We start from the raw sequence: 23454 nt of genomic DNA, 5'->3' as shown, positions 1-23454 counted from the left end.
TTTCATAAAGACTAATAAAAAGCAATAGGATAGAAAGAATACGTTGATCTTTCTGCTGAAAGGATAAGATAAATGAATTCCATAATATATTTATTTAGGGTTAAGATTTCTGTTAAATCTGGAAGTTTTTCTGTCTTTTAATCGCTCTGTTGGCTTTTCGGGTAGCTTTTCTTACTTTAAAATCAAACCATTTTTCTTTAAACAGATTTCGCATGACATTATCAAAATGCCGGATAAGAACAAGATTTTTAAACCCTCTCCATTTTTCCAACCAGCTTGAAGGTAAAGCCCTTATTGAAACAGAATAGCCCTCCGTTTCGTATTGAATGTAATGCCACCAACCGGAAGGAATATAAAGCGTTTCCCCGGGATTGATGATGGCTTCATACCCATCTACATATTTTAGTCCAGGAAATTCATCATAATCTGGTTCTTTGATATTAGTAATCGAGTGAAAATTATAAGGAAGTTTATACAGTAAATCCGATTGTTCCCAAGGGAAAAGCCAGATCTTTTTGATACCTTGAAACTGGGTAATAAAAACATGCGACATATCAATATCAACATGATTTCGGGTGATAGAGCCTTCCCCTCCAAAAAAGATAAAAGGTAGCCATTTCAGAATTTTTCCTTTTGTAACATCATTGTAATGAATATCATTTTTAAGTTCAGGTTTAATGCTTAATAGATTAAAGAGAAAAAGGCGATGCTCAGTAGGAGAGGAGGTAATTAAATCGAGATAATCTGAAAAAGTGCTCTGTCCGATCGGTTTGCTGGCCACTCTGTCCAGTGATTCGATCTCGCTTCCGTAAATATTGACTTTGTGATCGCCTGCAATTTCTTTAAAATAATCATAATTCCATTTTTTGAATGCCGGACTTTTGGGAGTTACAAAATCTTTTAAAATGACAGGTTTTGCAGGTTTCAGATAAGTTTTTAGAAAGTCTTCGGAGGATATGTTTTCAATTTTTTGTACTGGTGATAATCGCATTTTACTGAATTTAAACAACAAATATAAATAATAGTCTACTAGAATTATAGACTATTAACGAAAATAGTTGGATTTTATTTAAGCATTTAGAATAAAAAACAGAAAAGCTATGAGTTTACCACGATTTTATTAAATTAGCACATCTTAAAAATTATTAGAAATGATCTCTAAAAAGTATCTTGAAAACTTACAGAACGAACTACAAAATATTGATAACGACGGACTTTACAAAAGAGAAAGAATCATTACCTCTCAGCAGAGTGCAGAAATAGAAGCGAACGGAAAAAAGCTGTTGAACTTCTGTGCCAACAATTATTTGGGATTATCAAACAATCCGGAAGTGATGAAAGCGTCTCAGGATATGATCGAATCTCACGGTTATGGTATGTCTTCAGTACGTTTTATCTGCGGAACTCAGGATATTCACAAACAATTGGAGCAAAAGATCGCTGATTTCTTAGGATTGGAAGATACGATCCTTTATGCAGCTTGTTTTGATGCAAACGGAGGTGTTTTCGAACCTTTATTTACAGAAGAAGATGCTATTATCTCTGACGAATTGAACCACGCTTCGATCATCGACGGAGTTCGTCTTTGTAAAGCAGCAAGATACCGTTACAAAAATAATAATATGGAAGATCTGGAAGCTCAGCTGATCGCAGCTTCTGAAAAAAATCACCGTTTCAAAATTATTGTTACAGACGGAGTTTTCTCAATGGACGGAATCGTTGCAGACCTAAAAGGTGTTTGTGATTTAGCTGATAAATATGACGCTTTGGTAATGGTGGATGATTCTCACGCAACTGGTTTCATCGGGAAAACAGGTCGTGGAACTCACGAAGCAAATGAAGTAATGGGTAGAGTAGATATTATTACTTCTACGTTAGGGAAAGCTCTTGGTGGTGCTTTAGGAGGATTTACTTCCGGTAAAAAAGAGATCATCGATATGCTAAGACAGCGTTCAAGACCTTATTTATTTTCAAACTCATTGGCTCCGGGAATCGTGGGTGCAGCTTTGAAAGTATTGGATATGATCTCTGAAGACACTTCTCTTCGTGATCAGGTGATGGAAAACGCAGAATATTTCAGAGCAGAAATGAAGTCTAAAGGTTTCGATATTCCTGATGGAGATGCTGCTATTGTTCCGGTAATGCTTTACGATGCGCCTTTAGCACAAAAAATGGCTGAAAAACTGATGGATGAAGGAATTTACGTGATCGGATTCTTCTATCCGGTTGTACCGAAAGGAAAAGCAAGAATCAGAGTTCAGCTTTCGGCGGCACATACAAGAGCACATTTGGATAAAGCAATTGCTGCATTTGAAAAAGTTGGAAAAGAATTAGGGGTGATCTCTTAAGACAAAAATAAAGTTGTTCTACATTTGTAGAGTTAAAACAGGATTTCTTATATTTACAGAAATCCTGTTTTTTTATGAAAAAAATATTTATTGTTTTAGTCGTATCATTATTCACATTTTCCTGCCAAACGAAGATGAACCAATATGTAAAAGTGAGTGAAAAATCTCAAAAAAGACATGGTAAATGGAAAGAAGAATATCCTACCAACGAAGGAAACCTTGTTGCTATCGGAAAATATAAAAAAGGGGAGAAGGTAGGCGTTTGGAAAACCTATTTTGACGATAAACTCTATCAAAAAGAAAACATTCAAAGAGATATTACGAAAATCAAAAGATACTTTCCAACCGGAACGATCATGGAAAAAGGACAGACTAAGCTTGAAATTTCCCAGAACGAACGTCACTGGTATTATTACGGAGCCTGGAAATATTATGACAAGAAGGAGAACCTTTTATATACAAAGAAATATTATAAAGAAAGTAAGGCAGACAGTATTCCTGCAAGAAAAAAACAATAAATAATTGTAAAGGCAGTTTTTCTCAAAATGATATAGCAATTTTCATCCGAAATTTTTAGATTAAATTCTCTTTTTTTCCGAAATAAACTATCTTTGCGCATAATTTATTTACATGTTTTTAAAGTCCGAATATCGTGTTGAATTTTCTAAATCAAAAGAAGATGTTTTAGAAAATATTAAAAACAGCATATTTGGAGGTTTTCCTGATTTCTTTGGTAAAAGTTTTACAGGAAAAGTTTTTGAAAATGGTTTTAAAGTAAGATTAATGCAAAAAGATTTTCAAACTTTTAAGGGAAATTTTATCAGAGATAACGAGGATAAATATAGTCTTGAATTATTTATTGGACTGGAATTTTATCAATTATTAACTCTTGCTATTTTCTTCTGTTTTTCATTAACTATTTTAATAAGAAATTTTTCTGGAGAATATTATATTTTATCCATTTATCTAATGGTGATTGGGCTTGTTGCTTATAAAAATTACAGAGATTCAAAAAAAGAGAAACAATTGTTTTTTGACTATTTGAAAAACTTTGACAGAAACTGTGAAATTGTTCCTATAAAATAATATTGATTTAAATGCTGTATACCATCATCAAAGCGCTTCACATTATCTTCATGGTAAGTTATTTTGCGGGAATTTTTTATCTCGTGAGAATTTTCGTTTACTATAAAGATACCGATGCATTTGCCGAGGATAAAAAGAAAATTTTAAGAGAACAATACACCTTCATGGCGCGCCGACTTTGGAATATTATTACCGTTCCGGCAGGAGTGATTATGGCGGTTTGCGGACTGGTAATGATCTTCTTAAATACAGGATTAATGAAAATGCCGTGGTTTCATTTGAAGCTTACTTTCCTGATCGGACTGGCGATTTACCATTACTGGTGTTGGAAAAAAGTTTTAAAACTCCGAGAACTTAACGGAAATACTTTGGAAACTGCCAATATCAAATTGAGACAGGCGAACGAAATCGCAACTTTTATTTTATTTCTGGTAGTTTTCACAGTGATATTAAAATCGATGGTCATTGAATATTGGTGGCAATTAATTACAGGATTTTTCGTTCTGGTATTTCTGATTATGATGACGGTGAAGCTGGTTAATAAAAGTAAAAAGTAAAAAGAGACAAGTAAAAAGCAGTGCGAAGTCGATGTATTTTTTTAAATAATAAGCATACAATACATCTGACTTTTAACTTAAAACTTCTAACTAATATATGATTGCAATTTTTAAAAAAGAACTTTGGAGCTATTTTGGGAACTGGAGCGCATGGATTATCATTGCGGCTTTCAGTTTGGTAGCGACATTGTTTTTGTTTTTTTTCGAGAATGATTCCAACATTTTTGATATTGGGCTAGCTTCCTTACAAAGTTATTTTGTTTTGGTGCCTTGGTTATTAATGTTCATCATTCCGGCACTTTCTATGAAAACTTTTGCGGAAGAGCAACAGACGGGTACCTTAAACTGGCTGTTTTCCCAACCTTTGAAAATCTCGGATTTGGTTCTTGGAAAATTCTTATCTGTTTGGGTGGTTGGAATTTTATGTTTAATTCCATCTTTGATTTACCTTTACACAGTATATGTTTTAGGAGTTCCGGAAGGAAATATTGATTTAGGAATGACGTTCGGAAGTTATTTCGGGTTAATTATTTTAATCGCAGCTTTTTCAGGTGTGGGGATTTTAGCTTCTTCACTTTCTCAGAATCAGATCATGGCTTATTTGTTGGGCGTTTTCATGTGTTTTATCATGTATTTCGGGATCGAACAATTGGCAAGTTATAAATTATTGGGTGGAGCAGACTTTATTTTACAGAATATCGGTTTTTATCAACATTTCTTAGGCTTTACAAGAGGTCTTATTGATTTTAAAGACGTGGCTTATTTTGTTTTAATTATTGGTGTCACCCTAGTTTTGTCCAACCATTTTATCACTAAAAAGAAGTAGAATTATGAAGAAGATACCATTCAAATCACCATTCGGAATTTTACTGTTTGTTATTTTGCCGTTGGTAATTATTCTTGCCATTTCAGGAATCAGATTAGATTTAACGAAAGAAAAAAGATATACACTTTCCGATAATACAATTAAGGTTTTAGAGTCTATTAAAAAACCTGTGACTGTTGATGTTTATCTGGAAGGAGATTTCCCTGCAAGCTTTAAGCAGTTGCAGAGTGAAACGAAATTTATGTTGGAGGAATTCAGAAAAATTAATCCAAAAATTGATTTCAAATTCATTGACCCTATTAAAAGTAAAATTCCTCAGGATACTTTGATGGCAATGGGAATGCAGCCTTCTGTACTTCCTGATGTGAAAGACGGAAAAGTTTCTCAGATCTATTTATTTCCTTATGCGGTTGTAAAATATAGAGAAAGAGGGATTTCTGTTCCGTTGGTGGTTCAGCAGAACGGGATTGATGCAGATCAGCAGTTAACGAAATCAATTGAGAATTTAGAATACAATTTAGTTTCAAACATCAAGAATATTGCGGTTGACAAAAGAAAGAAAATTGGAATTTTAGTCAATCAGGATGAGTTGAGCCCGGAAGAATTCCAGGGATTCATGCATTTAGCCACAGAAAATTACGATGCAGGTCCGATTATTCCTAAAAATCAGACTGAGCTTACATTGGCAGATGTTCCTATTTTAAAGCAAATGAATGCTTTAGTAATTGCAAAACCCAGAAAAGCTTTCACAGACGGAGAAAAAGTAATCCTTGACCAATACATCATGAACGGCGGAAAAACGCTGTGGATGATTGATGCGGTAAATGCTGAAATGGATACGTTGACAAGGTCTAAAAAAGTAATGCCTTTCCCGGTAGACATCAATATGACAGACTTTTTCTTCAATTACGGGATCAGAATCAATCCTGCACTGGTAAAAGATGTGAAGAAATTTGCACTGTTGAGATTGGTAACCGGAGAAGTAGGGGGGAATCCTCAATATACAAGTCTTCCGTGGCCGTATTTCCCGTTAGGAATTGCTGAAAAGAATGATCCGATCACGAAAAATATCAATCCGGTAAAATTTGAATTTCCAACATCGATTGATACATTAGGCGGAAGAAAAAATATAAAAACAAAAGTTCTTTTCGAATCAAGTGAAAGAACCTTGCTGAAACAGGTTCCAAATTATGTTGATCTGAAAGAAATTGCAAGTGTGGACAGTCTTGGGCAAATGGAAAAACCAAGCACTCCGAAAATCTATGCAGTAGCTTTGGAAGGTAAATTTAATTCTGCCTACGCTTCAAGAATTGAAAGAAAGTCTTATCCTGGTTTCAAAGGAACAAGTTCTGATAATAAAATGATCGTGATTGCAGACGGAGATGTGGGAAGAAATAAAGTGATCAAAGGGCAGCCTTTACCTTTAGGAGTAGATATGCTGACCAACGAACAGTTCGGAAACGAACAGTTCTTAAGAAATGCTCTCGACTATCTTTTGGACGACAGCAATCTGATGGAATTAAGAAACAGAAACATCGAAGAACGTCTTCTGGACCGACAAAGAATTACAGAAGAGAAAAACAACTGGCAATGGTTCAATTTACTGCTTCCTTTAGTAATTATTGGAGCTTTAGGAGGACTGTTCTTCTGGTTGAGGAAGAAGAAGTTTGGATAGATAAAATAGAAAAAGAGAAACATTTGTTTCTCTTTTTTGTTGATATGATTCCTAAAATGAAGGCTCTTATTTAAGAATTTGAATATTGAAAAGGCAGATTAACAATATCAATCACTTTTTCTCCTTTATTATTTTTTCCTGCTTCCCAAATGATATTACCAGTAGCTGTTTCTGCTGCTTTTTTCACTTCATTATTAAAAGTTTCATTGTTTCCATAAGTAGAAATATTAAGCACATTTCCATCTGAATTGATTTTTAGAATAATTTTTGTTTTCAAATTTTTTCCAAGAGATTGAAGAGCTGCTTTATCCAGATTTTTCTTTACATTTTCAAGAAATGCTTTATTTCCTTTAGGATATTGAGCCGGAAAAGCAATCATCGGTGGAGGAGGAACAGACATGTCCTGAGATTGTCGGGATTCAAATTTATCTTTTACTTTTTCTGCTTTAGCTTTTTGAGCGGAACAGATCTCAAAAATGAATACTGGGAGAAGGATAAGTATTTTTTTCATTGTTATAATTTGGTTGATTTTTTATTAAAGATAATGAAAGCATTATACTTTAACAAGAAACTTATAAGTGTTAAGAAAAATAACGGGTAATGGTTTAATTCGTTACTTTCTTTAGTGATTATGGGTGTTTTATGAGGCTTGTTTTTCTGATTGAGGAAGAAGAGTTTTGGAGAGAAAATAAAAAAAGAGAAGTTTTTGGCTTCTCTTTTTTTTATTATAATTTATTTAATCAGAAATACGAGGCGGAGATGACTTCTGAAAATTTTGATTTAGCAAATACTGTTTTGAAGATTTGGAATCTATTATTTTAACTATTTGATTTTTTTCTTTTATGATTTTAAATGATCTAGCTGTTTTATGATCTTGATCAATAAAAAAGAGAATGTTGTTTTTTATTTTAAAAGAATAATATTCAGGGCGCTGTTCAGTCCAAGATACCTTTTCTAAACTTTCAGATTTAAATGAAGACAGTTTTGGAATGAATTCAATTTTGTTGTTAGTAAAATGTAGATCAATTTGTAATGTATCTTTAGCATTAATATGACTTTTTGTATTTGAAACCCATGAAAATGTTTTTTCATTAAGTTCTTTCAAAACTTTTTGTTGAGAAAAAGCATTACTGTAAATTATAATAATAAAGAATATAATAGTTCTCTTATTGATCATAGTCTAATTAATTGTTTTTAAAAATAAGGAATTTTCCCAGAATGTACCTGCTCTGAAAATAACTGATTTTTTAACATCAATTAAACAACCTCCGAAACTCTCCCGGCGACTGATTCACCTTCTGCTTAAACAACTTACTAAAAGACTGCGGATGCTCAAATCCCAGTTCATAAGCGATCTCACTTACCGAAAGATGAGTTGTACTCAAACGTTCTTTTGCAGTGTCGATAATCTTATTCTGAATATGCTGTTGTGTATTTTGTTGGGTGTGAATTCGCAATAAACTTCCCAGATAATTCGGTGAAATATTCATTTGTTCAGCAATGGTTTTTACAGAAGGAATGCCGTTTTCGATAAGGTTTCCGTTTTCAAAATATTGGGAAAGTACTTCTTCAAATCTTTCCAATAGTTCATGGCTGGATTTTTTTCTAGTAAAAAACTGACGTTCATAAAAACGTTCTGCATAGATCAGGAACAATTCAAGTTGGGCAACAATCAGTTCCTGCGTGAATTTATCGATATTGGTCTGATATTCCTTTTCAATATTTTTAAAGAGTTCAACAATGATTTTCTCTTCCTTATCCGAAAGAAAAAGCGCTTCATTGATCTGATAACTGAAAAATTCATAAGATTTGATCTTCTTTGCGAGAGCAGTTCCCCAAAGAAAATCGGGATGAATCAGCAATAAATATCCGGTTGGTTCCACTTCCACACCGGGTTTCATTTCAAGACTCAGAAACTGAAGCGGAGAAACAAAACACAACACACCGGAATCAAAATCATATTTCTGCTGCCCATAATTGAACTTAGCATTCACATTCCGTTTCAAACCAATCGAATAAAAATTCTGTATCCATTTCAGTTCAGTATCATCCACAGGATAACGGACTTTGCTGTAATCGATCAGACTGATCAACGGATGCTCAGGATTCGGAAGATTGCAGAAAGCATGAAACTCAGAAAGCGAATTAAAACGAAATGTGTTTTTCATAATGACTAAGTTATTTAATTATTTTGAATGTTGGATTGAATTTGAAATATTAAATTGATAGATAATGAGTTAAGTCTCATTAAGAAAAACCAAATTAACTTTTGAATAAATTTTAAATCAAAATATCATCTTAATACTCTAAATTCCTTAAACAAAATCTTAATGGTTAAAAAAATAGAATGAGATCCTTTGGCAAGCTCAGGATGACATTTCTCTAATAGTTTTGCGCCTGTTATCCTGAGCGAAGCCGAAGGATCTTTATAAAGTCTGATTAAAAGAATTCGATTCTCGTCAGTTCGAGTGTTTTTCGTAATGAAATGAAGAAAAATGTATCGAGAACTTTTTATCTTGAGCTTCTCGATACGATTTTTTTCAAAAATCTACTCGAAGTGACGTTGTGTCAAAACCGAATCTTTATGTTAAAACGTAAAAATTAAATCACAGTAGAAAACGTCAATTCACTCCATTTCTCGGCATCACCTGTAAGCGTTTTAATCTTGTTATTCAAAAACTCATCCGTTCCACTTCCCAATAAGAAATGCACCGGCGGATTTTCCACTTCACTGATGGCAATAATTGCTTCTGCACCTTTCTCAGGATCATTGGGCTGATTTCCATTAATTTCATCAAGGTGAGCCTGTTCAGAATTTCTTGCCGTTTCATACTCAGGAATTGAATTTTCAGGAGTTCTTACCGATTCTTTAGACAAGAAATCGGTTCTGAAATATCCTGGATATACCACCGTTGCTTTCACTCCGAAGTCTTTAATTTCCTCTGCCAAAGCTTCCGTTAAACCGGCAACGGCAAATTTTGTGGAACAGTAAATTCCCCACCCCGGAAAATTCCCTGAATATCCTCCGATAGAAGAGATGTTGAAAATCTGTCCTGATTTTTGCTGACGAAAATGAGGCATTGCATTTCTGATTACATTCAGTGTTCCGAAAACATTGACATCAAAATTCGCTCTTGCCTCTTTGTCTGAAAGTTCTTCCAACGTTCCAAGCTGTCCGTAACCTGCATTGTTCACGACAACATCCAATTGTCCGAAATGCTCGATGGTTTTTGCGATGGCAGATTGCACGTTTTCATTGTCGGTTAAACTCACTTCAAGCGGTAAAAATGTTTCTGAAGTTTCTCCGATTTCAGAAATAAGAGACTCTACATTTCTGGTTGTCGCAGCAACACGATAATTTTGTTCTAATAATTTTTTGATTAAGGCTAATCCAAGTCCTTTTGAAGCTCCTGTCACGAACCATACTTTTTTTGTTTCCATTTTTTAAATATTTATTGGTTTTAAATGATGGTACAAAGGTGGGAAGATGGCAGATGAGAAAAGTAGCTCAATCAACGAATGATGTAACCGAATCGTGAATACGTATTTAATAAAAAAGAGAAACCCGAAAGCTTCTCTTCACACTGTTATTTAAAAAATTACCAAGGACTGATTCCAATTTCGTCCTCAATATCGTTACTGTAATATTGCCCTGTTGGAGCATTATTATCTGTCAAAGTATGCTTGATGATGAAAGAGGCAGCACTTTCCACCGAACCGGGACCGCTGTGTGCATTAAAATCTGTTGCCGTATAACCGGGATCGATCACATTTACTTTAAAAGATAAATCTTTCAATTCGTAAGCCAAAACAATCGTGTACGCATTTAAAGCTGCTTTTGAAGTTCCGTAACCTGCAGTTTTAATATTATAATATTTCCAGGTCGGATCGCTGTGCAAGGTTAAAGAACCTAATCCTGAAGTAATATTACTGATTCTTGGGCTATCCGATTTTTTAAGCAAATCAAGAAAAGCCTGTGTGACACTGATGACTCCAAAGAAGTTCGTATCAAAAATGGTTTGAATTTCCTGAATGGAAAAATCTGATGCCAGTTGAGGAGTATTTCCTAAAATTCCTGCATTGTTGATCAGAATATCCAGTTTTCCCTGCTCATTTTCTACTATATTTTTGGCTTTTGAAATCGATTCAGGATTGGTAACATCAATTTCGATGGCTTTGATATTTTGAAAACCTTGTTTGTTCAGTGTTTCAACTACTCTTTTTCCATTTTCAAGATTTCGGCTTCCTAAATAAACGAATAATCCTTTTGCTGAAAGCTGTTTTACTGTTTCAAGACCAATGCTTCTGTTGGCTCCTGTAATTAATACTGTTTGCATTATTTTGTTTTTAATTGATGATGTAAAATTCCGTCAATTAAATAAGGTGGCATTTGCCATTTGGCAAAAAAGGAGTTGAAACTTAAAAGTTTAAAGAAAATGAGAATTTAATTATGAGGCTATATACGATTTTACACCATTGTCATTCTGACGCAGGAAGAATCTCATGATAGCTTAGATTCTTCATTTCAATGCGTTACATTCAGAATGACAGCGTCATAATAATTAAGATAGCAGATTAAAAACTTTATATAATTACCTTAATTATTTTATATTCTTTCTGATCCTGCTTAAAGAAGATTGAGTAACTCCCAAATATGAAGCTACATAAGAAAGTGGAATTCTGTTGACAGCAGTAGGGTAGATCTCTAGAAATTTCAGATAACGGGTTGTCGCATCTTCTGAAACAAGCGGACTTCTTCTTTCCACTTTTTGAATCAATGCTCTTGAAATAATCTTGTGAACGATTGCATCAAAACCGACAATCGTCTGTAAGAGTTCCAGCCAGTCCTTTCGCTGGAATACAATCATTTTACAATCTGTCACCGCCTGAACATAAGCACTCGAACAAATTTGATTGTCAAAACTTTCAAGATCTACAACCAGATTATTTTCTTCAATAAAATATTTTGTAATTTCTTCACTTTTATTGTTGTAATAGCAAACACGAAGAATCCCGTCAATAACAAATCCGACCTGTTTGGCGATTTTCCCGGCTTCAGAAAAGTATTCTTCTTTCGAAAGATCCAGTTCTGTAGCTTTGCTTGTAATGAAATCCATTTGCTGCTGATTCAGGTTTCCAAATCTTAACATAAAATCAAATAATTCTTTCATAAATGCAATTTAAGTAAAGAAAATTGTACAACATTTGTCATTTGGCAAAAAAGAAAGAGAAACCCGAAAGTTTCTCTGTATAATTAATCTTCTAAAGCAGGGATCAAATGTTCCCAATTCATTTGTTTTGCAAAATCCAAGGCTGTTTTTCCTTTACTTGTCTTTAAATGTTTATCACCTCCCGAGCTTAAGATTATTTCTATAGAACTTAAATTTCCTGCAAGAGTTTCCCTGTGGATCAGAGATAATCCGTTATCATCCATGTTGGTCAGTTCATCAGGATAATTTTGTAAGAATTCTACTAATTTTTCCTTCATGTTTTTACTCATAGGATGTTCTACAAGATTTTCAGGTTTTTCTTTTTGCTCGTGAACAACATGAATTTCATTGAAGTCCCCGAAATCAAGTCCCCAAAAACCATCATGTTCTTTTCGCTCTGCATCGGACATATCAGCTCGCATTTTTTGTATGGTAAAACCTCCATAAGCCTTTGGAAGTGGATCTTCTGAAGATGAAAATAATTTTGACAGACCTTTCGGTTTTTTCACACTTGGAGTAATCGTAAAAAGCCAGTCACTGATTTCATGTAAAGGAATTTCAAAATAATCCCCTGCCTGAATTTTAGTAAGATTGTTGGGTTCATTGATAAGATAGCCTTTCACGTGATCGCCATCGAAATCAATTTCGTTGATCCACATATGCTCTACAATATCTTTTCCGGTTTCGGAGTCTTTTTCAGAAAAAGCTACTTTTACGCAAGAAAGATTGAGACTAGGAATGATTCTTCTGTATTCCCAGGATTGCTCTCTCCAGAAGTATTTGAAGGTTTCCTGAGCTTTTTTGTAAGCTTCAATCATTTTAGGATCAGCGCCATCGCTGAAAATGAACGAGTTTTCTTCCATTATTTTAAATATTTTGTGATTGAGTTATAAGAAATATCAGAATTGTTTTAGCTGAAAAGCTCGATGAATAAACAGATACTAATATTTTTTGGTTTGACTAAATTACGAAAAATATTTAAACAATAGTTTGGATTTTATGAAAGATTTTCTTTCAAGTTTCTCTTGTTACCACATTTTGGACATATAGTGGCAGTTTTTGTTCTGTAAGGTTTACCGCAGTTTTCACAATCCGGACCATACATATCGATAATGTGATGCATGATTGCATTAGGATTTGTTTCCTCAAAACCGGTTAAATCTTTATAATAATTAAGAAGTTTCTTGAAATTTTCCGATATCGGAGCTTTCATTTGCTTTTTAGCTTCCTGAAATCCTTCCGATAATAATTTTGAAGCAATTTCGGCTTCTTCTTTATCAAGCATAGGAACATCCATTCTACATCTCCAGCAATATTTAATTTTCATAAATTATACAGTTTAATCTTTATGAATTCTTAGATTATTTTTAAAGAAAGAATCAAGCTCAATTTGTTGTTTTTTCAATTGCTGAATACTGTGAATTTCTTTCAAATTTTGATCAAGCAATATTGGTTTTTCAGAATAATCATAATAAATAATTGTTGAATCAATTTTTAAATTTTCTTCCGTGATTGGCTTGTCGTACTTGTAATCCCTTTTTATTACAGATTTAATTTTCAGATTATTATCGGTGAAATAGGTATAATTAAGTTTACCCATTTCTCCATAAATAAAAAAATCAAATACCCTAAACTTCTTTTTATCTGAAAAATAAGAAATCAATTCACCGCCTTCTGAAGATACGTTTTCCAAATCAATTGTATCCTTTGTAAACTCTTTTCTTGATACTTTAAAATCATCAATTAAATATAAATTTTGATTAGAAAATTTATTACAGGAAATTAAACTTACAAATAAAAAAGCAGATAGAATTTTCATGACTTAAACATCCTTTATAAAATCCTCATACTCATAATAAAATCGTTCAAAACCGTCCATTTTTTCAACAAAAAATTCAAAGGTTTCCTGCCATGTGTTTTTATTGAAAATGGAAACATTATGTTTTTCAATCCAGATCTTGCTGATTACTTTTCCACTTTCGAGTGTATAAAACTCTTCTTTAGTGAAGTCTCCTATAAAATCTTTCAGAATATCTTCCAGCGACCATATTTTATTATAATAAGCATCTCTGAAAATTTCGTCTTTCATTTCGATATCCAAAGAAACTTCTGCTTTTTTATTATCTGCATAAAACTTGAACGACATATCCTTTATTTTGGTGTCGTACAAAAGCCATTTTCTGGGAAATGATTTTCCGAAAGCGGTCCAAAACTCTTTTTTTAATTGCTGTGCTTCTTGTTTACTGAACATGGAACAAATGTAGGAAAAAACTAAGAGCCAAGTAAAAAATGTAAAAGAACAAAGTGTAAGTAATCTATAAAATTTGAGATTCAGCTGATGATTCTTTTTACTGTTCTCTGGTTCTTTTTACTATTTCACTTTTTTTCTTATTTTTGCTATAATGTTGTCAAAAAAATCCCAATATGCTTTTAAGGCACTCGCATACCTTGTAGAAAAGAGGAATAGCGGTCCTGTACTTATTTCTGAAATTGCAGAGCATAAGAAAATTCCCCTGAAATTTTTAGAGAATATTTTACTGGAATTGAAAAAAGCAGACATCCTTGACAGTAAAAAAGGAAAAGGAGGAGGGTATTTTTTCAAAGAAAATCCTGAAAACGTAAAACTGGCAAAGATTATTCGTTTGGTAAACGGACCAATTGCTATGTTGCCTTGTGTAAGTCTGAATTTTTATGAAAAATGTGAAGACTGTAATGAAGATCACTGTGGTCTACATGATGTTTTGATAGAAGTTCGGGACGCTTCTCTACGTATTTTGGAAAGTAAAACGCTAATGGATTTGATCGACTGATCTAAATCCTTTTTTTTGAATAATTAGTCTACTTGTTTTGTAGGATAAATATTTTATTAGATATTTGCATTACTTCAAATCAACAATCTATGATCCCAAAAGAAGATGCAAGTAGGCTGAATCTACTTTCAGCAAAGAAAAATGACTCTATCATTCTCAACAATTTTATAGATAGTGATACCATAGAAAATGCTGCTTTTATTGATAAAACAGTTGAAATAATGATTGAAATAACAAGTATTCTTTAATATGGTGATTTCAAGAAAAGTTCAGATCAGGCTCAATGTGTTTTTTGTAACACTTGCGATATTGGGTATTCTATTTTTTTCTATGTATGAATTGGGATATCTGGATGAGCTATTTATTGTTCTGGCAAAAGACAACTATATCTTTTACTGGATGATGCTTGTCGGGTTTTTAGCAGAAGTAGTAGCCGGATCAATGGGAATGGGATATGGTGTAATCTGCACAACGACTTTACTCTTTCTGAATATTCCACCACACATTGTGAGTGCGAGTATACATTCCGCAGAAAGCTTTACAACAGCCGCAGGAAGTATCAGTCATGTTAAATTAAAGAATGTAAGCAAAAATCTGGTTAAAAGATTGGCGATTCCGGCTGTTATAGGGGCGATTATAGGAGCTCTTTGTCTTACTTATCTGGGTGAATATTATGCTAAAATCACCAAAACGATCATTGCATTTTATACATTATATCTTGGAGTTCAGATTTTATCTAATGCTTTCAAGAAAAAACAAAGCAAAGCATTGAAAAGAAAAACCAATCTTACCAGACTGGGATTAATTGGCGGTTTTATTGATTCTTTCGCAGGTGGAGGATGGGGGCCTTTGGTGACCGGAACTTTAATCAAAAATTCTTTCACGCCCAGATTTGCTGTGGGAAGCTCTACAGTAGCAAAATTTATATTAACATTAACGGCAGCAGTCACATTCTTTTTTACGTTGGGAATACAACACTGGAATATTATTTTAGGACTTTTGCTGGGCGGAATTGTAACCGCTCCTTTTTCTGCAATGCTTACAGCAAAGCTTCCTGTGAAAAGTATGTTTGTTGTAATTGGGACGTTGGTTATTATTATGAGCTCAATAACGATTTATAAATCTGTTTTTTAAATAAAATTCAACTCATTGTGGAAAAATAAATGAAACGGAAAGAGTGATGACTTTGAAAATATTTTACATTTACAGTAATAAATAACAAAATATGAATTTACATATCGTTGCGCTTTTCAAGTTTAATGAAAATTATCTGATGGAAGCGGTAGAATTGTTTCAGGCCTTAGTGAGAGAGACTAGAAAAGAAGAAGGCTGTCTGCAATATGATCTTATTGAAGATAAAGATAATAAAGGAACTTTCTTCTTAGTTGAATTATGGGAAAGTGTAGAACATCACAATAGACATAATGGGCAAGATCATCTGCTGAACTTCCGTAGAGATTCTTCAAAAATGCTGGAAAGCTCTACTTTAGTTTATAAAGGCTTTAAGATTTTATAATTCCTAAACTTAAATAAAAAGAGATTGAATTTTTTCAATCTCTTTTCTTATTTTCATATCAAAAATTTAAAAGGCTGTTCATCGAAATGAGCAGCCTTTTATTAGAAAAAATAGAAAGTATTATTTTTTAATGAATTTCGACTTAGTAACAGTTCCTGCATTATTTTCCGAAACGAAAATATAAACACCTGTTGCTAAAGTTGAAACATTGAATCTGTTATTTTTAACCACACCTTGAGTTACAAGATTTCCAGACGTAGAATAAATTTTTATTGATTTTACCTCTGATTTTCCTACGAACTGAAGTTCACTATCGGCATTGATTGCAAAACTTAAAGCTGAAGTATTTGATTTTGTTTCAGATGTTGCCAACGAACCAAGTACATCATAGATTACATCGTCTACATAAGCTGCAGAGTGGGTTGCCGCTCCAACAAATCTCCATGCAATATACTGAGATGTAGAAGTTGGCACATCTAAAGTAATAGTTTGGGGTGTAGTAGAACCTATTGCTAATGTAATTGGACTTCCTAAAGATGTGAAAGTCGCCATATCGGCAGCTGTAGTACCAGAAACCATTCCTACTTCAATAGTTGCATTTCCTGTTGAGCTTGCTGTAATATTTGTTGTAAATCTAAGTTTTTTGCTTCCATCCGGAGCTACAATTTTTGGAGAAACAAGGTAAGCAGTTGCACCAGCTACACCACCAGAGTAAAATTGAATCGTAGTGCTTCCATTATTTGCTGCAGTGTAAACATTGTGCGGTACCGTATTGATTACTTTATTCCAACCATTTTGCGGAATTGCCGACGCGCCTACAGTGAAGCTATTAAAGTTTTCGTTGATGGTTCCTACTGGAGTTACATCGTATGATACATCATCAATATCAGTGGCAGTATGAGGTACTCCTGTTGTAGCATTTACAGTTTTGAAAACTATATATGAAGAAGTTGAGCTAGGAATTACACGGCTAATTGTTTGATGTGTCGCTGTAGCAAGCGTTACAGGAGCTCCAACAGCAACAAAAGTCGTCATATCTGTAGGACTTGATGCTAATCCAACTTGCAGTATTACCGGAGCACCTGCTGAATTTTTTCTAGCTTTAAAAGTTAGGGTTTTATTTCCTGTAGGTGCTTCTATCTGTGGAGAAACCAAATACTGCGGAGCATCGGAATTACCACCAGAATAAGATGAAACATATTTGTTTGTAGCGTCACCAGTCTCAGCATAAATCACCATCATAGGAGCAGGTGGACTAGCTAATTGTCCAGGTAGCACACTTGTCCATCCATTAAAAGGGAAAGATGTGCTTCCAGTTGCAAAGCTATTAAAGTTTTCATTAATTGTTGCTACTTGAGCATGAACGTTAATAGCAGTTAAAGCTAAAGCTCCTAAAAGTAGTTTTAATTTCATGACGTTATTTTTATTTAGAATTATTCCACAAAAGTATATAATTATTTTTAACTATTCTAAATAAAATATTATATTTGTCAAAAATTTTTAGTTTTCATGAAGAAGAAAATACTTTCAATAGTATCATTATCTGCTTTAGTGTGGGTACATGCACAGGAAAAAGATTCTTTAAATCAGAAAAAAATTGAAGAAGTTGTCATTACCGGACAATATATGCAACAATCAATTAATAAATCGATTTATAAAGTTGAAGTTATTAATGCAGAGCAGATCAAGAATATGGCGGCAACCAATGTTGCGGAAGTTCTTAATCAAAGTTTGAACATTCTTATTACATCAGATCGTAATTCCGGAAATTCAACAGCAAACCTTATGGGGCTTGGGGGGGAATACACAAAAATACTTATCGACAACATTCCGGTAGTAGGAGATATTGGTTTAGGAAATAATATCGATTTAACTAAGTTGAATGTAAATAACGTAGAACGTATAGAAGTTGTACGAGGTTCAATGGGAGTGGATTATGGAAGTAATGCGGTTGCCGGAGTTATTAATATTATTACCAAGAAGAACAGTCAGAAAAAATTAACTTTAAATGCTTTTTTACAGGAAGAAACTGTAGGTAAAGAATATGACTGGTATAAAAAAGGAGAAGGAAGGCATATCCAAAATCTAAATATTGGGTATAATATCAATGAACACTGGTATGTGGGAGCGAATATTAATCATAATGATTTTCAAGGATTCAAAGGAACTCAGGAGGGGTATAAATATTTTGAGCAAGATGAAAAAAGAGGTTATTCATGGCAACCAAAAGATGTCTTAAATGTTGATGGAATCTTACGCTATACTAAAAATAAGACATCAATTTTCTATAAATTCGGGTTTCTAAATGAAAAGCTGAATTATTATAATCCAAAAGTTACTGAACTCTATTTAGGAGAAGGAAACAGAACATTTATCTCTACAGATAGAGATTATAAAACGACAAGATATGTCAACCAGTTAAACGTTCAGACAAAACTTGGAGCCATCAATTATACAGGAGATTTTTCATATCAGACTCAAGATAGAAAATACAGAGATTTTGTCTACGATATTCCTAACAGACAGGTAAGAGATAATCTGAATGAATATCAATCTTATAACAAATCAGATGTTTTATATTCCAGAGGAGTGTTCAGTAATTTCCTTGATAATGATAAAATAGATTTCCAGCTTGGATATGAATTAGATCATACAACAGGATTTGCTGGGAATATAGCTGGAAACTTCGGAGGAACAAATGATGTAAAGAGAAAAATTTTCAATTATGCTAATTTTATGTCCGTAGAATGGAATGCTAATAATTGGCTTTCAATTCGTCCGGGGTACCGTTTAGCGTTAAGTGACAAATTTGATACACAGCATAATTATTCTTTAACGGCAAGAGCAAAAGTTACAGATAATGATAATATTCGTCTTGTAGTAGGAAGTGCTAACAGATTCCCGAACTTTGACGAGTTGTATACCTATCAGGTAGACAGTAACCACGATATTCAAGGAAATCAGAATCTGAAACCGGAAACAGGAATGACGGCTTCACTGAATGCAGATAAAAAAATCGTAACAGATTCCGGGTGGAATTTAGGAATAGGAGCGAGTGCTACTTATTTAAAAGTAAAAGACAGAATAGAACTTGCACAAACAAGTATTCTGCCTATGAAGTTTCAATATATAAATATAGACCGTTTCGAAAGTTATTTATTCGAGGGTAATTTTAGAGCTCATAAAGGACAGTTCAGTCTATCTGCTAATGCTGCATATTATGGAATTTCAAAATCCTTGAATGAAAGCGGGCTTACATCTCCTGATGATTTCTTCTATACATTCGAGGCAAATCTTGCAGCTAACTATATCATTCCGAAAATCAATACAACATTATCTTTATTCTATAAATATACAGGTAAAACTCAAATGTTTACATTGGTATCAGATCTTACCTCTTCTCAATATATTATTGGTGAACGTAAAGATTTTAGCATGATGAATTTTACGGTGACTCAACCATTCTTTAAAAATCATTTTGAAGTAAGTGCGGGAGTGAAGAACATTTTCGATGTGTCATCTGTTCGAGATACTACCATTTCAGGAAACGTTCATGAATCGGCTGATCCAAATTCTAATCTTTTCTATGGCCGAAGCTATTTTGTAAGAGTTGGCTATAACTTCTAAAATTTTAAATATGAAAAAAATACTATTTTATCTTTTAATTGGAGGAGCATTTACTGCACAATCTTGTATAAATGATAATGAAGATCCGGTTGCAGTTCCAAAAACTGACGGATATACTGTAGATGCTAAAGTAGGAGGTGCTACCCAGCCAAATCAGGTGTGGTTTGATTTCGGAACAAACTCTATGATTCTTACAAAAAGAAACGATTGGGATTTGGCTTTCTATGCAGGAAATGAATTTAAAGTTGTGCTAAACTCATCAGTAGCGATGGCAGCAGCAAAAATTCCAAATGCAACAGATATTAAGCAAGTAACAACAGCAAGTGTTGGAACGATGACTACTGACGTTGTTGTGGGACCATATAGTACTGCAAATATAGGATACATTGATGATGTAAAAGGAAATATACCTTCAGGATATACTGCTATTGAAGAAGTTAAAGCTAATGCCTCTGATAATGGAATTTATCTTATCAATATGGGGGTAAAAGTTTATACAGGTAATGTAGCAGCAGGTTCTGTGAATACAGGTTCAGAATCTAGAGGTTGGATGAAAATACAAGTTGTAAGACAGGGAAGTGGTTACAAGGTGAGATATGCGCCACTTGATGAGACTACCAATATCAAAGAACTTAATATTACTAAAAATTCAGCGTATAACTACAATTTTGTAAGCTTAGTTAATGATAGCCAACTCTCTATTCAACCTGAAAAGAAAAATTGGGATATCGGTTTTACGGTATTTACTAACGTGATTGAAGGAGCAGGAACTTATGTATATGCTGATTTTATTACAATCAATAATATGGGGGGAGCAGGTGCTTATGAAGTAAAAGCAACAGGAACTACTACAGGAGCGGAAGCTTATAATGCTTTTAAATTCTCTGATATTGACCAAACTAAGTTTGTATATAATGATCAACGTGTAATCGGAAGTAACTGGAGAGAAGCGGGGCCTTCCGGATCTCAGGTAAAAAGTACTGTTTTCTATGTAATCAAAGATGCAGAAGGATATTATTTTAAACTAAGATTTAAAAATATGACCGATGAGAAAGGAGAAAGAGGACATCCTCAATTTGAATACAAACCATTATTCTAAACCCTATAAATCAAATAATAGTAGATCATGAAAAAATTCATTCTTGCAGCTTCAGTATTGGTAGCAGTGTATTCTTGTAAAAAAGAAGCTGGAAAGCCAACAGAAAATACAACAGAAGTTTCTTCTGAAGCTCCAAAATCAAATAATAAAATCGTTACCCTTAATGGCGGAATTACAGAAATTGTTGCTGCTTTAGGTCACGAAAAAGAAATCGTAGGAACAGACGTTACAAGTACCTATCCGGAATCTTTGAAAGCTACGGCTAAAGATTTAGGTCATATGAGATCAATGACGATTGAGCCGATCATGGCGGTTTCTCCAACATTGATTTTAGCTTCTGATAAAGATATCAATCCCGATTTAATGGGAAAAATCAAATCTTCAGGAATCAAAACTGAAGTTTTCCAGCAGGAGTTTACAATTGACGGAACTAAAAAATTAATCGCTGACGTTGCAAAAGCAATCGGGAATGCAGATTACCAAAAGCTTAACGATAAAATAGATGCTGATTTAAAACAAGTTCAGCCTATTGCTAAAAAGCCAAAAGTACTCTTCATTTACGCAAGAGGAAATATGTTGATGGTTTCAGGAAAAAACACACCAATGGCTGCATTAATCGGTCTTGCAGGTGGAGAAAATGCTGTGAATGACTTCGAAGATTTCAAACCATTGACGCCTGAAGCGGTTGTAAAAGCAAATCCTGATGTGTTATTCTTCTTCTCAAGCGGATTACAGGGAGCTGGAGGAAACGAAGGTGCTTTAAAAATGCCGGGTGTTTCTCAGACAAACGCTGGTAAAAACAAAAAGATTATTGCTATGGACGGAGGTTTGGTTTCAAGCTTCGGACCAAGATTAGGAGAAGCTGCTGTAGGATTAAACAAACTTTTAATTGAAAACACAAAGTAAACTATACTTTTATATTACAATAAGTGCCATACTGCTTGTCATCATAGCAGTATGGTCTCTTAATACGGGGGTTTACGATTTTGGTGGTAAATCTGCGTTTGAAGTGTTGGGAAAAGTAATAAAAGGAGATCCGGGTTTATCATTAAGTGATAAATATGTAGTTTGGGACGTAAGAGCAGCCAGAATTATCATGGCGATTCTTATCGGCAGTATGCTTGCCGTTTCGGGAACAGGATTACAGGGATTATTTAAAAATCCTCTGGCAACAGGAGATTTAATAGGATTGACATCGGGAGCAACACTACTTGCCGCCATTGCAATTGTTTTAGGAGGGCATTTCAAGCAATATCTTCCTGAAGCTGTACAATTTTCATTGGTAGGTATTGCCGCTTTCATCGGTTCTTTTTTATCGATGCTGTTGGTGTACAGAATTTCCACGAGCGGAGGAAAAACAAATGTGGTCATGATGCTGTTGACCGGAGTTGCCATTACGGCGATCGGGTTTTCCATCACAGGTTTTTTGATCTATATTTCAAAAGACGACCAGTTGAGAGATTTAACATTTTGGAATTTAGGAAGTCTGGCTGCGGCAACATGGACGAAGAATATTATTCTGACAGTGGTTTTGGTCATTTCCTATATTATTTTATTACCCAAAGGAAAAGCATTGAATGCAATGATGTTAGGTGAAAAAGATGCACAGCATTTAGGAATTAATGTAGAACGCTTAAAAAAACAGATTATCATTATCACTGCATTAATGGTAGGAAGTTGTGTTGCATTTTCAGGCACGATTGGCTTTGTAGGTCTTATTATCCCCTATATTTTAAGACTTTTATTTAAATCGAACTACTCCTTCATTTTACCCTTATCAGCAATTTGCGGAAGCATTTTATTATTGCTGGCAGATACATTCAGCAGAAGCATTGTCGAACCGTCAGAATTACCGATCGGAATTTTGACTGCATTAATGGGAGGTCCTATTTTCATTGCTATTTTAATTAAATTTAAAAAATCGTTGTAATGATAAAGGCGCATCAGATAAGTTACAAACATAAAGAATTCAAGATTCTGGATTCTGTTGATGTTCATTTGGAATATGGTGAATTTTTGGCCATTGTAGGCCCGAACGGAGCCGGAAAATCCAGCCTATTAAGTGTTTTGGCCAATGAAGTAAAATCTAAGCATCAGATTTTATTTAAAGATAAACATATCAATGATTGGCAGGTGCAGGAACTTTCAAAACATAAAGCGAAATTTTCTCAGCACAACAGCAACGATATTCCGCTTGATGTAAAAGATGTCGTCATGATGGGACGTTACCCGTATTTCGATGCACAACCGGGACAGGGAGATCATGAAGCCATGAACAATATGATGTACGAAACCGATGTATTTCACTTAAAAGACAGAGAGTACAATACTTTGTCGGGTGGTGAAAAACAAAGGGTACATCTTTCCAGAGTAATGGCTCAGTTGCAGAACGATATCGCCCACAAACTTGTTTTTCTGGATGAACCGTTAAACAACTTAGACATAAAACATCAATATAAAGCGTTGGAAATCATTAAAAACTTTACAAAAAAGGCAAACTCTGCCATTGTAGTTCTTCATGATCTGAATCTGGCAGCGCAGTATGCAGATAAAATTTTATTGATGAAATCAGGAAAGGTTTCCGCATACGGAACACCAACGGAAGTTTTTACCGCTGAAAATATCAGCAAAGCCTATAACTTTCCCTGTACCATTTGCGACCATCCAATTACTAATAACCCCATGATCATTTTTGGATAA

General features: G+C 34.0%; 27 protein-coding genes. 15 read left to right on the top strand and 12 right to left on the bottom strand.

Annotated features, from left to right (window positions below):
- Window positions 1–112: 112 nt before the first annotated feature.
- Window positions 113–991 carry a cupin-like domain-containing protein gene (locus RM51_RS05920; protein WP_039366100.1) on the bottom strand — a complete coding sequence of 293 codons (879 nt, stop codon included), beginning with the start codon at window positions 989–991 and terminating at the stop codon, window positions 113–115.
- Window positions 992–1151: 160 nt separating this feature from the next.
- Between RM51_RS05920 and kbl the strand changes: the two genes are divergently transcribed.
- The 6 genes from kbl (at window position 1152) to gldG (ending at window position 6492) form a co-directional block, all read left to right on the top strand.
- Complete coding sequence (gene kbl, locus RM51_RS05915) at window positions 1152–2348, top strand: glycine C-acetyltransferase (protein ID WP_039366098.1); 1197 nt, start codon at window positions 1152–1154, stop codon at window positions 2346–2348.
- Window positions 2349–2422: 74 nt separating this feature from the next.
- Window positions 2423–2866 (top strand): hypothetical protein, encoded by a 444-nt coding sequence (locus RM51_RS05910; protein WP_131667048.1) that lies wholly within the window; start codon window positions 2423–2425, stop codon window positions 2864–2866.
- A 112-nt stretch (window positions 2867–2978) separates the two neighbouring features.
- Entirely contained in the window at window positions 2979–3434 is a 456-nt protein-coding gene (locus RM51_RS05905) for a hypothetical protein (protein ID WP_039366096.1), read from the top strand.
- Window positions 3435–3445: 11 nt separating this feature from the next.
- Window positions 3446–3991, top strand: coding sequence for a CopD family protein (locus RM51_RS05900; RefSeq protein ID WP_039366094.1), 546 nt, complete (start codon window positions 3446–3448; stop codon window positions 3989–3991).
- 97 nt (window positions 3992–4088) lie between these two features.
- On the top strand, window positions 4089–4817 hold the full coding sequence (locus tag RM51_RS05895; protein ID WP_039366092.1) for an ABC transporter permease subunit: 729 nt from the start codon (window positions 4089–4091) through the stop codon (window positions 4815–4817).
- Window positions 4818–4821: 4 nt separating this feature from the next.
- The gene (gene gldG, locus RM51_RS05890; protein ID WP_039366090.1) at window positions 4822–6492 is read left to right on the top strand and encodes a gliding motility-associated ABC transporter substrate-binding protein GldG; all 1671 of its coding nucleotides are present in this window, start codon (window positions 4822–4824) and stop codon (window positions 6490–6492) included.
- 70 nt (window positions 6493–6562) lie between these two features.
- Here the strand turns inward: gldG and RM51_RS05885 are convergent, their stop codons facing one another.
- The 10 genes from RM51_RS05885 to RM51_RS05840 form a co-directional block, all read right to left on the bottom strand.
- Entirely contained in the window at window positions 6563–7003 is a 441-nt protein-coding gene (locus RM51_RS05885) for a hypothetical protein (RefSeq protein ID WP_039366089.1), read from the bottom strand.
- Window positions 7004–7228: 225 nt separating this feature from the next.
- On the bottom strand, window positions 7229–7669 hold the full coding sequence (locus tag RM51_RS05880; RefSeq protein WP_039366087.1) for a hypothetical protein: 441 nt from the start codon (window positions 7667–7669) through the stop codon (window positions 7229–7231).
- 76 nt (window positions 7670–7745) lie between these two features.
- On the bottom strand, window positions 7746–8660 hold the full coding sequence (locus RM51_RS05875) for a helix-turn-helix domain-containing protein (protein ID WP_039366084.1): 915 nt from the start codon (window positions 8658–8660) through the stop codon (window positions 7746–7748).
- Between the two features lie 433 nt (window positions 8661–9093).
- Window positions 9094–9933 carry an SDR family NAD(P)-dependent oxidoreductase gene (locus RM51_RS05870; RefSeq protein ID WP_039366074.1) on the bottom strand — a complete coding sequence of 280 codons (840 nt, stop codon included), beginning with the start codon at window positions 9931–9933 and terminating at the stop codon, window positions 9094–9096.
- A 158-nt stretch (window positions 9934–10091) separates the two neighbouring features.
- On the bottom strand, window positions 10092–10829 hold the full coding sequence (locus tag RM51_RS05865) for an SDR family NAD(P)-dependent oxidoreductase (protein WP_039366072.1): 738 nt from the start codon (window positions 10827–10829) through the stop codon (window positions 10092–10094).
- A gap of 264 nt (window positions 10830–11093) precedes the next feature.
- Window positions 11094–11663: a Crp/Fnr family transcriptional regulator gene (locus tag RM51_RS05860; RefSeq protein WP_039366071.1), complete on the bottom strand. Its 570-nt coding sequence runs from the start codon at window positions 11661–11663 to the stop codon at window positions 11094–11096.
- A gap of 83 nt (window positions 11664–11746) precedes the next feature.
- Window positions 11747–12565, bottom strand: a complete 819-nt coding sequence (locus RM51_RS05855; protein ID WP_039366070.1) for a DUF2314 domain-containing protein — start codon at window positions 12563–12565, stop codon at window positions 11747–11749.
- A 134-nt stretch (window positions 12566–12699) separates the two neighbouring features.
- Window positions 12700–13029 carry a hypothetical protein gene (locus RM51_RS05850; RefSeq protein WP_039366068.1) on the bottom strand — a complete coding sequence of 110 codons (330 nt, stop codon included), beginning with the start codon at window positions 13027–13029 and terminating at the stop codon, window positions 12700–12702.
- A gap of 12 nt (window positions 13030–13041) precedes the next feature.
- Window positions 13042–13521 (bottom strand): hypothetical protein, encoded by a 480-nt coding sequence (locus RM51_RS05845; RefSeq protein ID WP_039366067.1) that lies wholly within the window; start codon window positions 13519–13521, stop codon window positions 13042–13044.
- A 3-nt stretch (window positions 13522–13524) separates the two neighbouring features.
- Complete coding sequence (locus RM51_RS05840; RefSeq protein ID WP_039366066.1) at window positions 13525–13953, bottom strand: DUF4268 domain-containing protein; 429 nt, start codon at window positions 13951–13953, stop codon at window positions 13525–13527.
- Between the two features lie 151 nt (window positions 13954–14104).
- On the opposite strand from RM51_RS05840, the gene RM51_RS05835 reads away from it, so the two are divergent.
- The 4 genes from RM51_RS05835 to RM51_RS05825 all read left to right on the top strand — a co-directional run bounded on the left by RM51_RS05835 (window position 14105) and on the right by RM51_RS05825 (window position 16028).
- The gene (locus RM51_RS05835; RefSeq protein WP_039366065.1) at window positions 14105–14512 is read left to right on the top strand and encodes an RrF2 family transcriptional regulator; all 408 of its coding nucleotides are present in this window, start codon (window positions 14105–14107) and stop codon (window positions 14510–14512) included.
- 89 nt (window positions 14513–14601) lie between these two features.
- On the top strand, window positions 14602–14760 hold the full coding sequence (locus RM51_RS19450; RefSeq protein WP_165584985.1) for a hypothetical protein: 159 nt from the start codon (window positions 14602–14604) through the stop codon (window positions 14758–14760).
- Between the two features lies 1 nt (window position 14761).
- Window positions 14762–15646 carry a sulfite exporter TauE/SafE family protein gene (locus RM51_RS05830; protein ID WP_039366063.1) on the top strand — a complete coding sequence of 295 codons (885 nt, stop codon included), beginning with the start codon at window positions 14762–14764 and terminating at the stop codon, window positions 15644–15646.
- 91 nt (window positions 15647–15737) lie between these two features.
- Window positions 15738–16028: a putative quinol monooxygenase gene (locus RM51_RS05825; RefSeq protein ID WP_039366061.1), complete on the top strand. Its 291-nt coding sequence runs from the start codon at window positions 15738–15740 to the stop codon at window positions 16026–16028.
- A gap of 120 nt (window positions 16029–16148) precedes the next feature.
- Here RM51_RS05825 and RM51_RS05820 read toward each other — a convergent pair whose 3' ends face one another.
- Window positions 16149–17441 carry a T9SS-dependent choice-of-anchor J family protein gene (locus tag RM51_RS05820; RefSeq protein WP_039366060.1) on the bottom strand — a complete coding sequence of 431 codons (1293 nt, stop codon included), beginning with the start codon at window positions 17439–17441 and terminating at the stop codon, window positions 16149–16151.
- Between the two features lie 96 nt (window positions 17442–17537).
- On the opposite strand from RM51_RS05820, the gene RM51_RS05815 reads away from it, so the two are divergent.
- From RM51_RS05815 to RM51_RS05795, 5 genes are read left to right on the top strand one after another with little or no spacing between them, the layout of a single operon-like run.
- Complete coding sequence (locus RM51_RS05815; protein WP_039366059.1) at window positions 17538–19655, top strand: TonB-dependent receptor plug domain-containing protein; 2118 nt, start codon at window positions 17538–17540, stop codon at window positions 19653–19655.
- A gap of 10 nt (window positions 19656–19665) precedes the next feature.
- On the top strand, window positions 19666–20754 hold the full coding sequence (locus tag RM51_RS05810) for an HmuY family protein (RefSeq protein WP_039366058.1): 1089 nt from the start codon (window positions 19666–19668) through the stop codon (window positions 20752–20754).
- A 27-nt stretch (window positions 20755–20781) separates the two neighbouring features.
- Window positions 20782–21660: a heme/hemin ABC transporter substrate-binding protein gene (locus RM51_RS05805; protein ID WP_039366056.1), complete on the top strand. Its 879-nt coding sequence runs from the start codon at window positions 20782–20784 to the stop codon at window positions 21658–21660.
- The gene (locus tag RM51_RS05800; RefSeq protein ID WP_039366054.1) at window positions 21644–22684 is read left to right on the top strand and encodes a FecCD family ABC transporter permease; all 1041 of its coding nucleotides are present in this window, start codon (window positions 21644–21646) and stop codon (window positions 22682–22684) included. Before RM51_RS05805 ends, RM51_RS05800 begins: the two co-directional genes overlap by 17 nt.
- Complete coding sequence (locus RM51_RS05795; protein WP_039366053.1) at window positions 22684–23454, top strand: heme ABC transporter ATP-binding protein; 771 nt, start codon at window positions 22684–22686, stop codon at window positions 23452–23454. Before RM51_RS05800 ends, RM51_RS05795 begins: the two co-directional genes overlap by 1 nt.

The organism is Chryseobacterium taiwanense (assembly GCF_000813825.1).
GTDB classification, from domain to species: domain Bacteria; phylum Bacteroidota; class Bacteroidia; order Flavobacteriales; family Weeksellaceae; genus Chryseobacterium; species Chryseobacterium taiwanense.
This window is presented reverse-complemented; position numbering and strand designations above follow the sequence as displayed.

What these genes read in the sequence shown, in the direction of transcription:
- RM51_RS05920 (WP_039366100.1), bottom strand. Translation starts at nt 991, where the DNA reads ATGCGATTATCACCAGTACAAAAAATTGAAAACATATCCTCCGAAGAC.
- RM51_RS19450 (WP_165584985.1), top strand. Translation starts at nt 14,602, where the DNA reads ATGATCCCAAAAGAAGATGCAAGTAGGCTGAATCTACTTTCAGCAAAG.
- RM51_RS05865 (WP_039366072.1), bottom strand. Translation starts at nt 10,829, where the DNA reads ATGCAAACAGTATTAATTACAGGAGCCAACAGAAGCATTGGTCTTGAA.
- kbl (WP_039366098.1), top strand. Translation starts at nt 1,152, where the DNA reads ATGATCTCTAAAAAGTATCTTGAAAACTTACAGAACGAACTACAAAAT.
- RM51_RS05900 (WP_039366094.1), top strand. Translation starts at nt 3,446, where the DNA reads ATGCTGTATACCATCATCAAAGCGCTTCACATTATCTTCATGGTAAGT.
- RM51_RS05845 (WP_039366067.1), bottom strand. Translation starts at nt 13,521, where the DNA reads ATGAAAATTCTATCTGCTTTTTTATTTGTAAGTTTAATTTCCTGTAAT.
- RM51_RS05815 (WP_039366059.1), top strand. Translation starts at nt 17,538, where the DNA reads ATGAAGAAGAAAATACTTTCAATAGTATCATTATCTGCTTTAGTGTGG.
- RM51_RS05905 (WP_039366096.1), top strand. Translation starts at nt 2,979, where the DNA reads ATGTTTTTAAAGTCCGAATATCGTGTTGAATTTTCTAAATCAAAAGAA.
- RM51_RS05840 (WP_039366066.1), bottom strand. Translation starts at nt 13,953, where the DNA reads ATGTTCAGTAAACAAGAAGCACAGCAATTAAAAAAAGAGTTTTGGACC.
- RM51_RS05810 (WP_039366058.1), top strand. Translation starts at nt 19,666, where the DNA reads ATGAAAAAAATACTATTTTATCTTTTAATTGGAGGAGCATTTACTGCA.
- RM51_RS05875 (WP_039366084.1), bottom strand. Translation starts at nt 8,660, where the DNA reads ATGAAAAACACATTTCGTTTTAATTCGCTTTCTGAGTTTCATGCTTTC.
- RM51_RS05855 (WP_039366070.1), bottom strand. Translation starts at nt 12,565, where the DNA reads ATGGAAGAAAACTCGTTCATTTTCAGCGATGGCGCTGATCCTAAAATG.
- RM51_RS05860 (WP_039366071.1), bottom strand. Translation starts at nt 11,663, where the DNA reads ATGAAAGAATTATTTGATTTTATGTTAAGATTTGGAAACCTGAATCAG.
- RM51_RS05885 (WP_039366089.1), bottom strand. Translation starts at nt 7,003, where the DNA reads ATGAAAAAAATACTTATCCTTCTCCCAGTATTCATTTTTGAGATCTGT.
- RM51_RS05805 (WP_039366056.1), top strand. Translation starts at nt 20,782, where the DNA reads ATGAAAAAATTCATTCTTGCAGCTTCAGTATTGGTAGCAGTGTATTCT.
- RM51_RS05830 (WP_039366063.1), top strand. Translation starts at nt 14,762, where the DNA reads ATGGTGATTTCAAGAAAAGTTCAGATCAGGCTCAATGTGTTTTTTGTA.
- RM51_RS05835 (WP_039366065.1), top strand. Translation starts at nt 14,105, where the DNA reads ATGTTGTCAAAAAAATCCCAATATGCTTTTAAGGCACTCGCATACCTT.
- RM51_RS05820 (WP_039366060.1), bottom strand. Translation starts at nt 17,441, where the DNA reads ATGAAATTAAAACTACTTTTAGGAGCTTTAGCTTTAACTGCTATTAAC.
- RM51_RS05795 (WP_039366053.1), top strand. Translation starts at nt 22,684, where the DNA reads ATGATAAAGGCGCATCAGATAAGTTACAAACATAAAGAATTCAAGATT.
- RM51_RS05870 (WP_039366074.1), bottom strand. Translation starts at nt 9,933, where the DNA reads ATGGAAACAAAAAAAGTATGGTTCGTGACAGGAGCTTCAAAAGGACTT.
- RM51_RS05880 (WP_039366087.1), bottom strand. Translation starts at nt 7,669, where the DNA reads ATGATCAATAAGAGAACTATTATATTCTTTATTATTATAATTTACAGT.
- RM51_RS05850 (WP_039366068.1), bottom strand. Translation starts at nt 13,029, where the DNA reads ATGAAAATTAAATATTGCTGGAGATGTAGAATGGATGTTCCTATGCTT.
- RM51_RS05910 (WP_131667048.1), top strand. Translation starts at nt 2,423, where the DNA reads ATGAAAAAAATATTTATTGTTTTAGTCGTATCATTATTCACATTTTCC.
- gldG (WP_039366090.1), top strand. Translation starts at nt 4,822, where the DNA reads ATGAAGAAGATACCATTCAAATCACCATTCGGAATTTTACTGTTTGTT.
- RM51_RS05825 (WP_039366061.1), top strand. Translation starts at nt 15,738, where the DNA reads ATGAATTTACATATCGTTGCGCTTTTCAAGTTTAATGAAAATTATCTG.
- RM51_RS05895 (WP_039366092.1), top strand. Translation starts at nt 4,089, where the DNA reads ATGATTGCAATTTTTAAAAAAGAACTTTGGAGCTATTTTGGGAACTGG.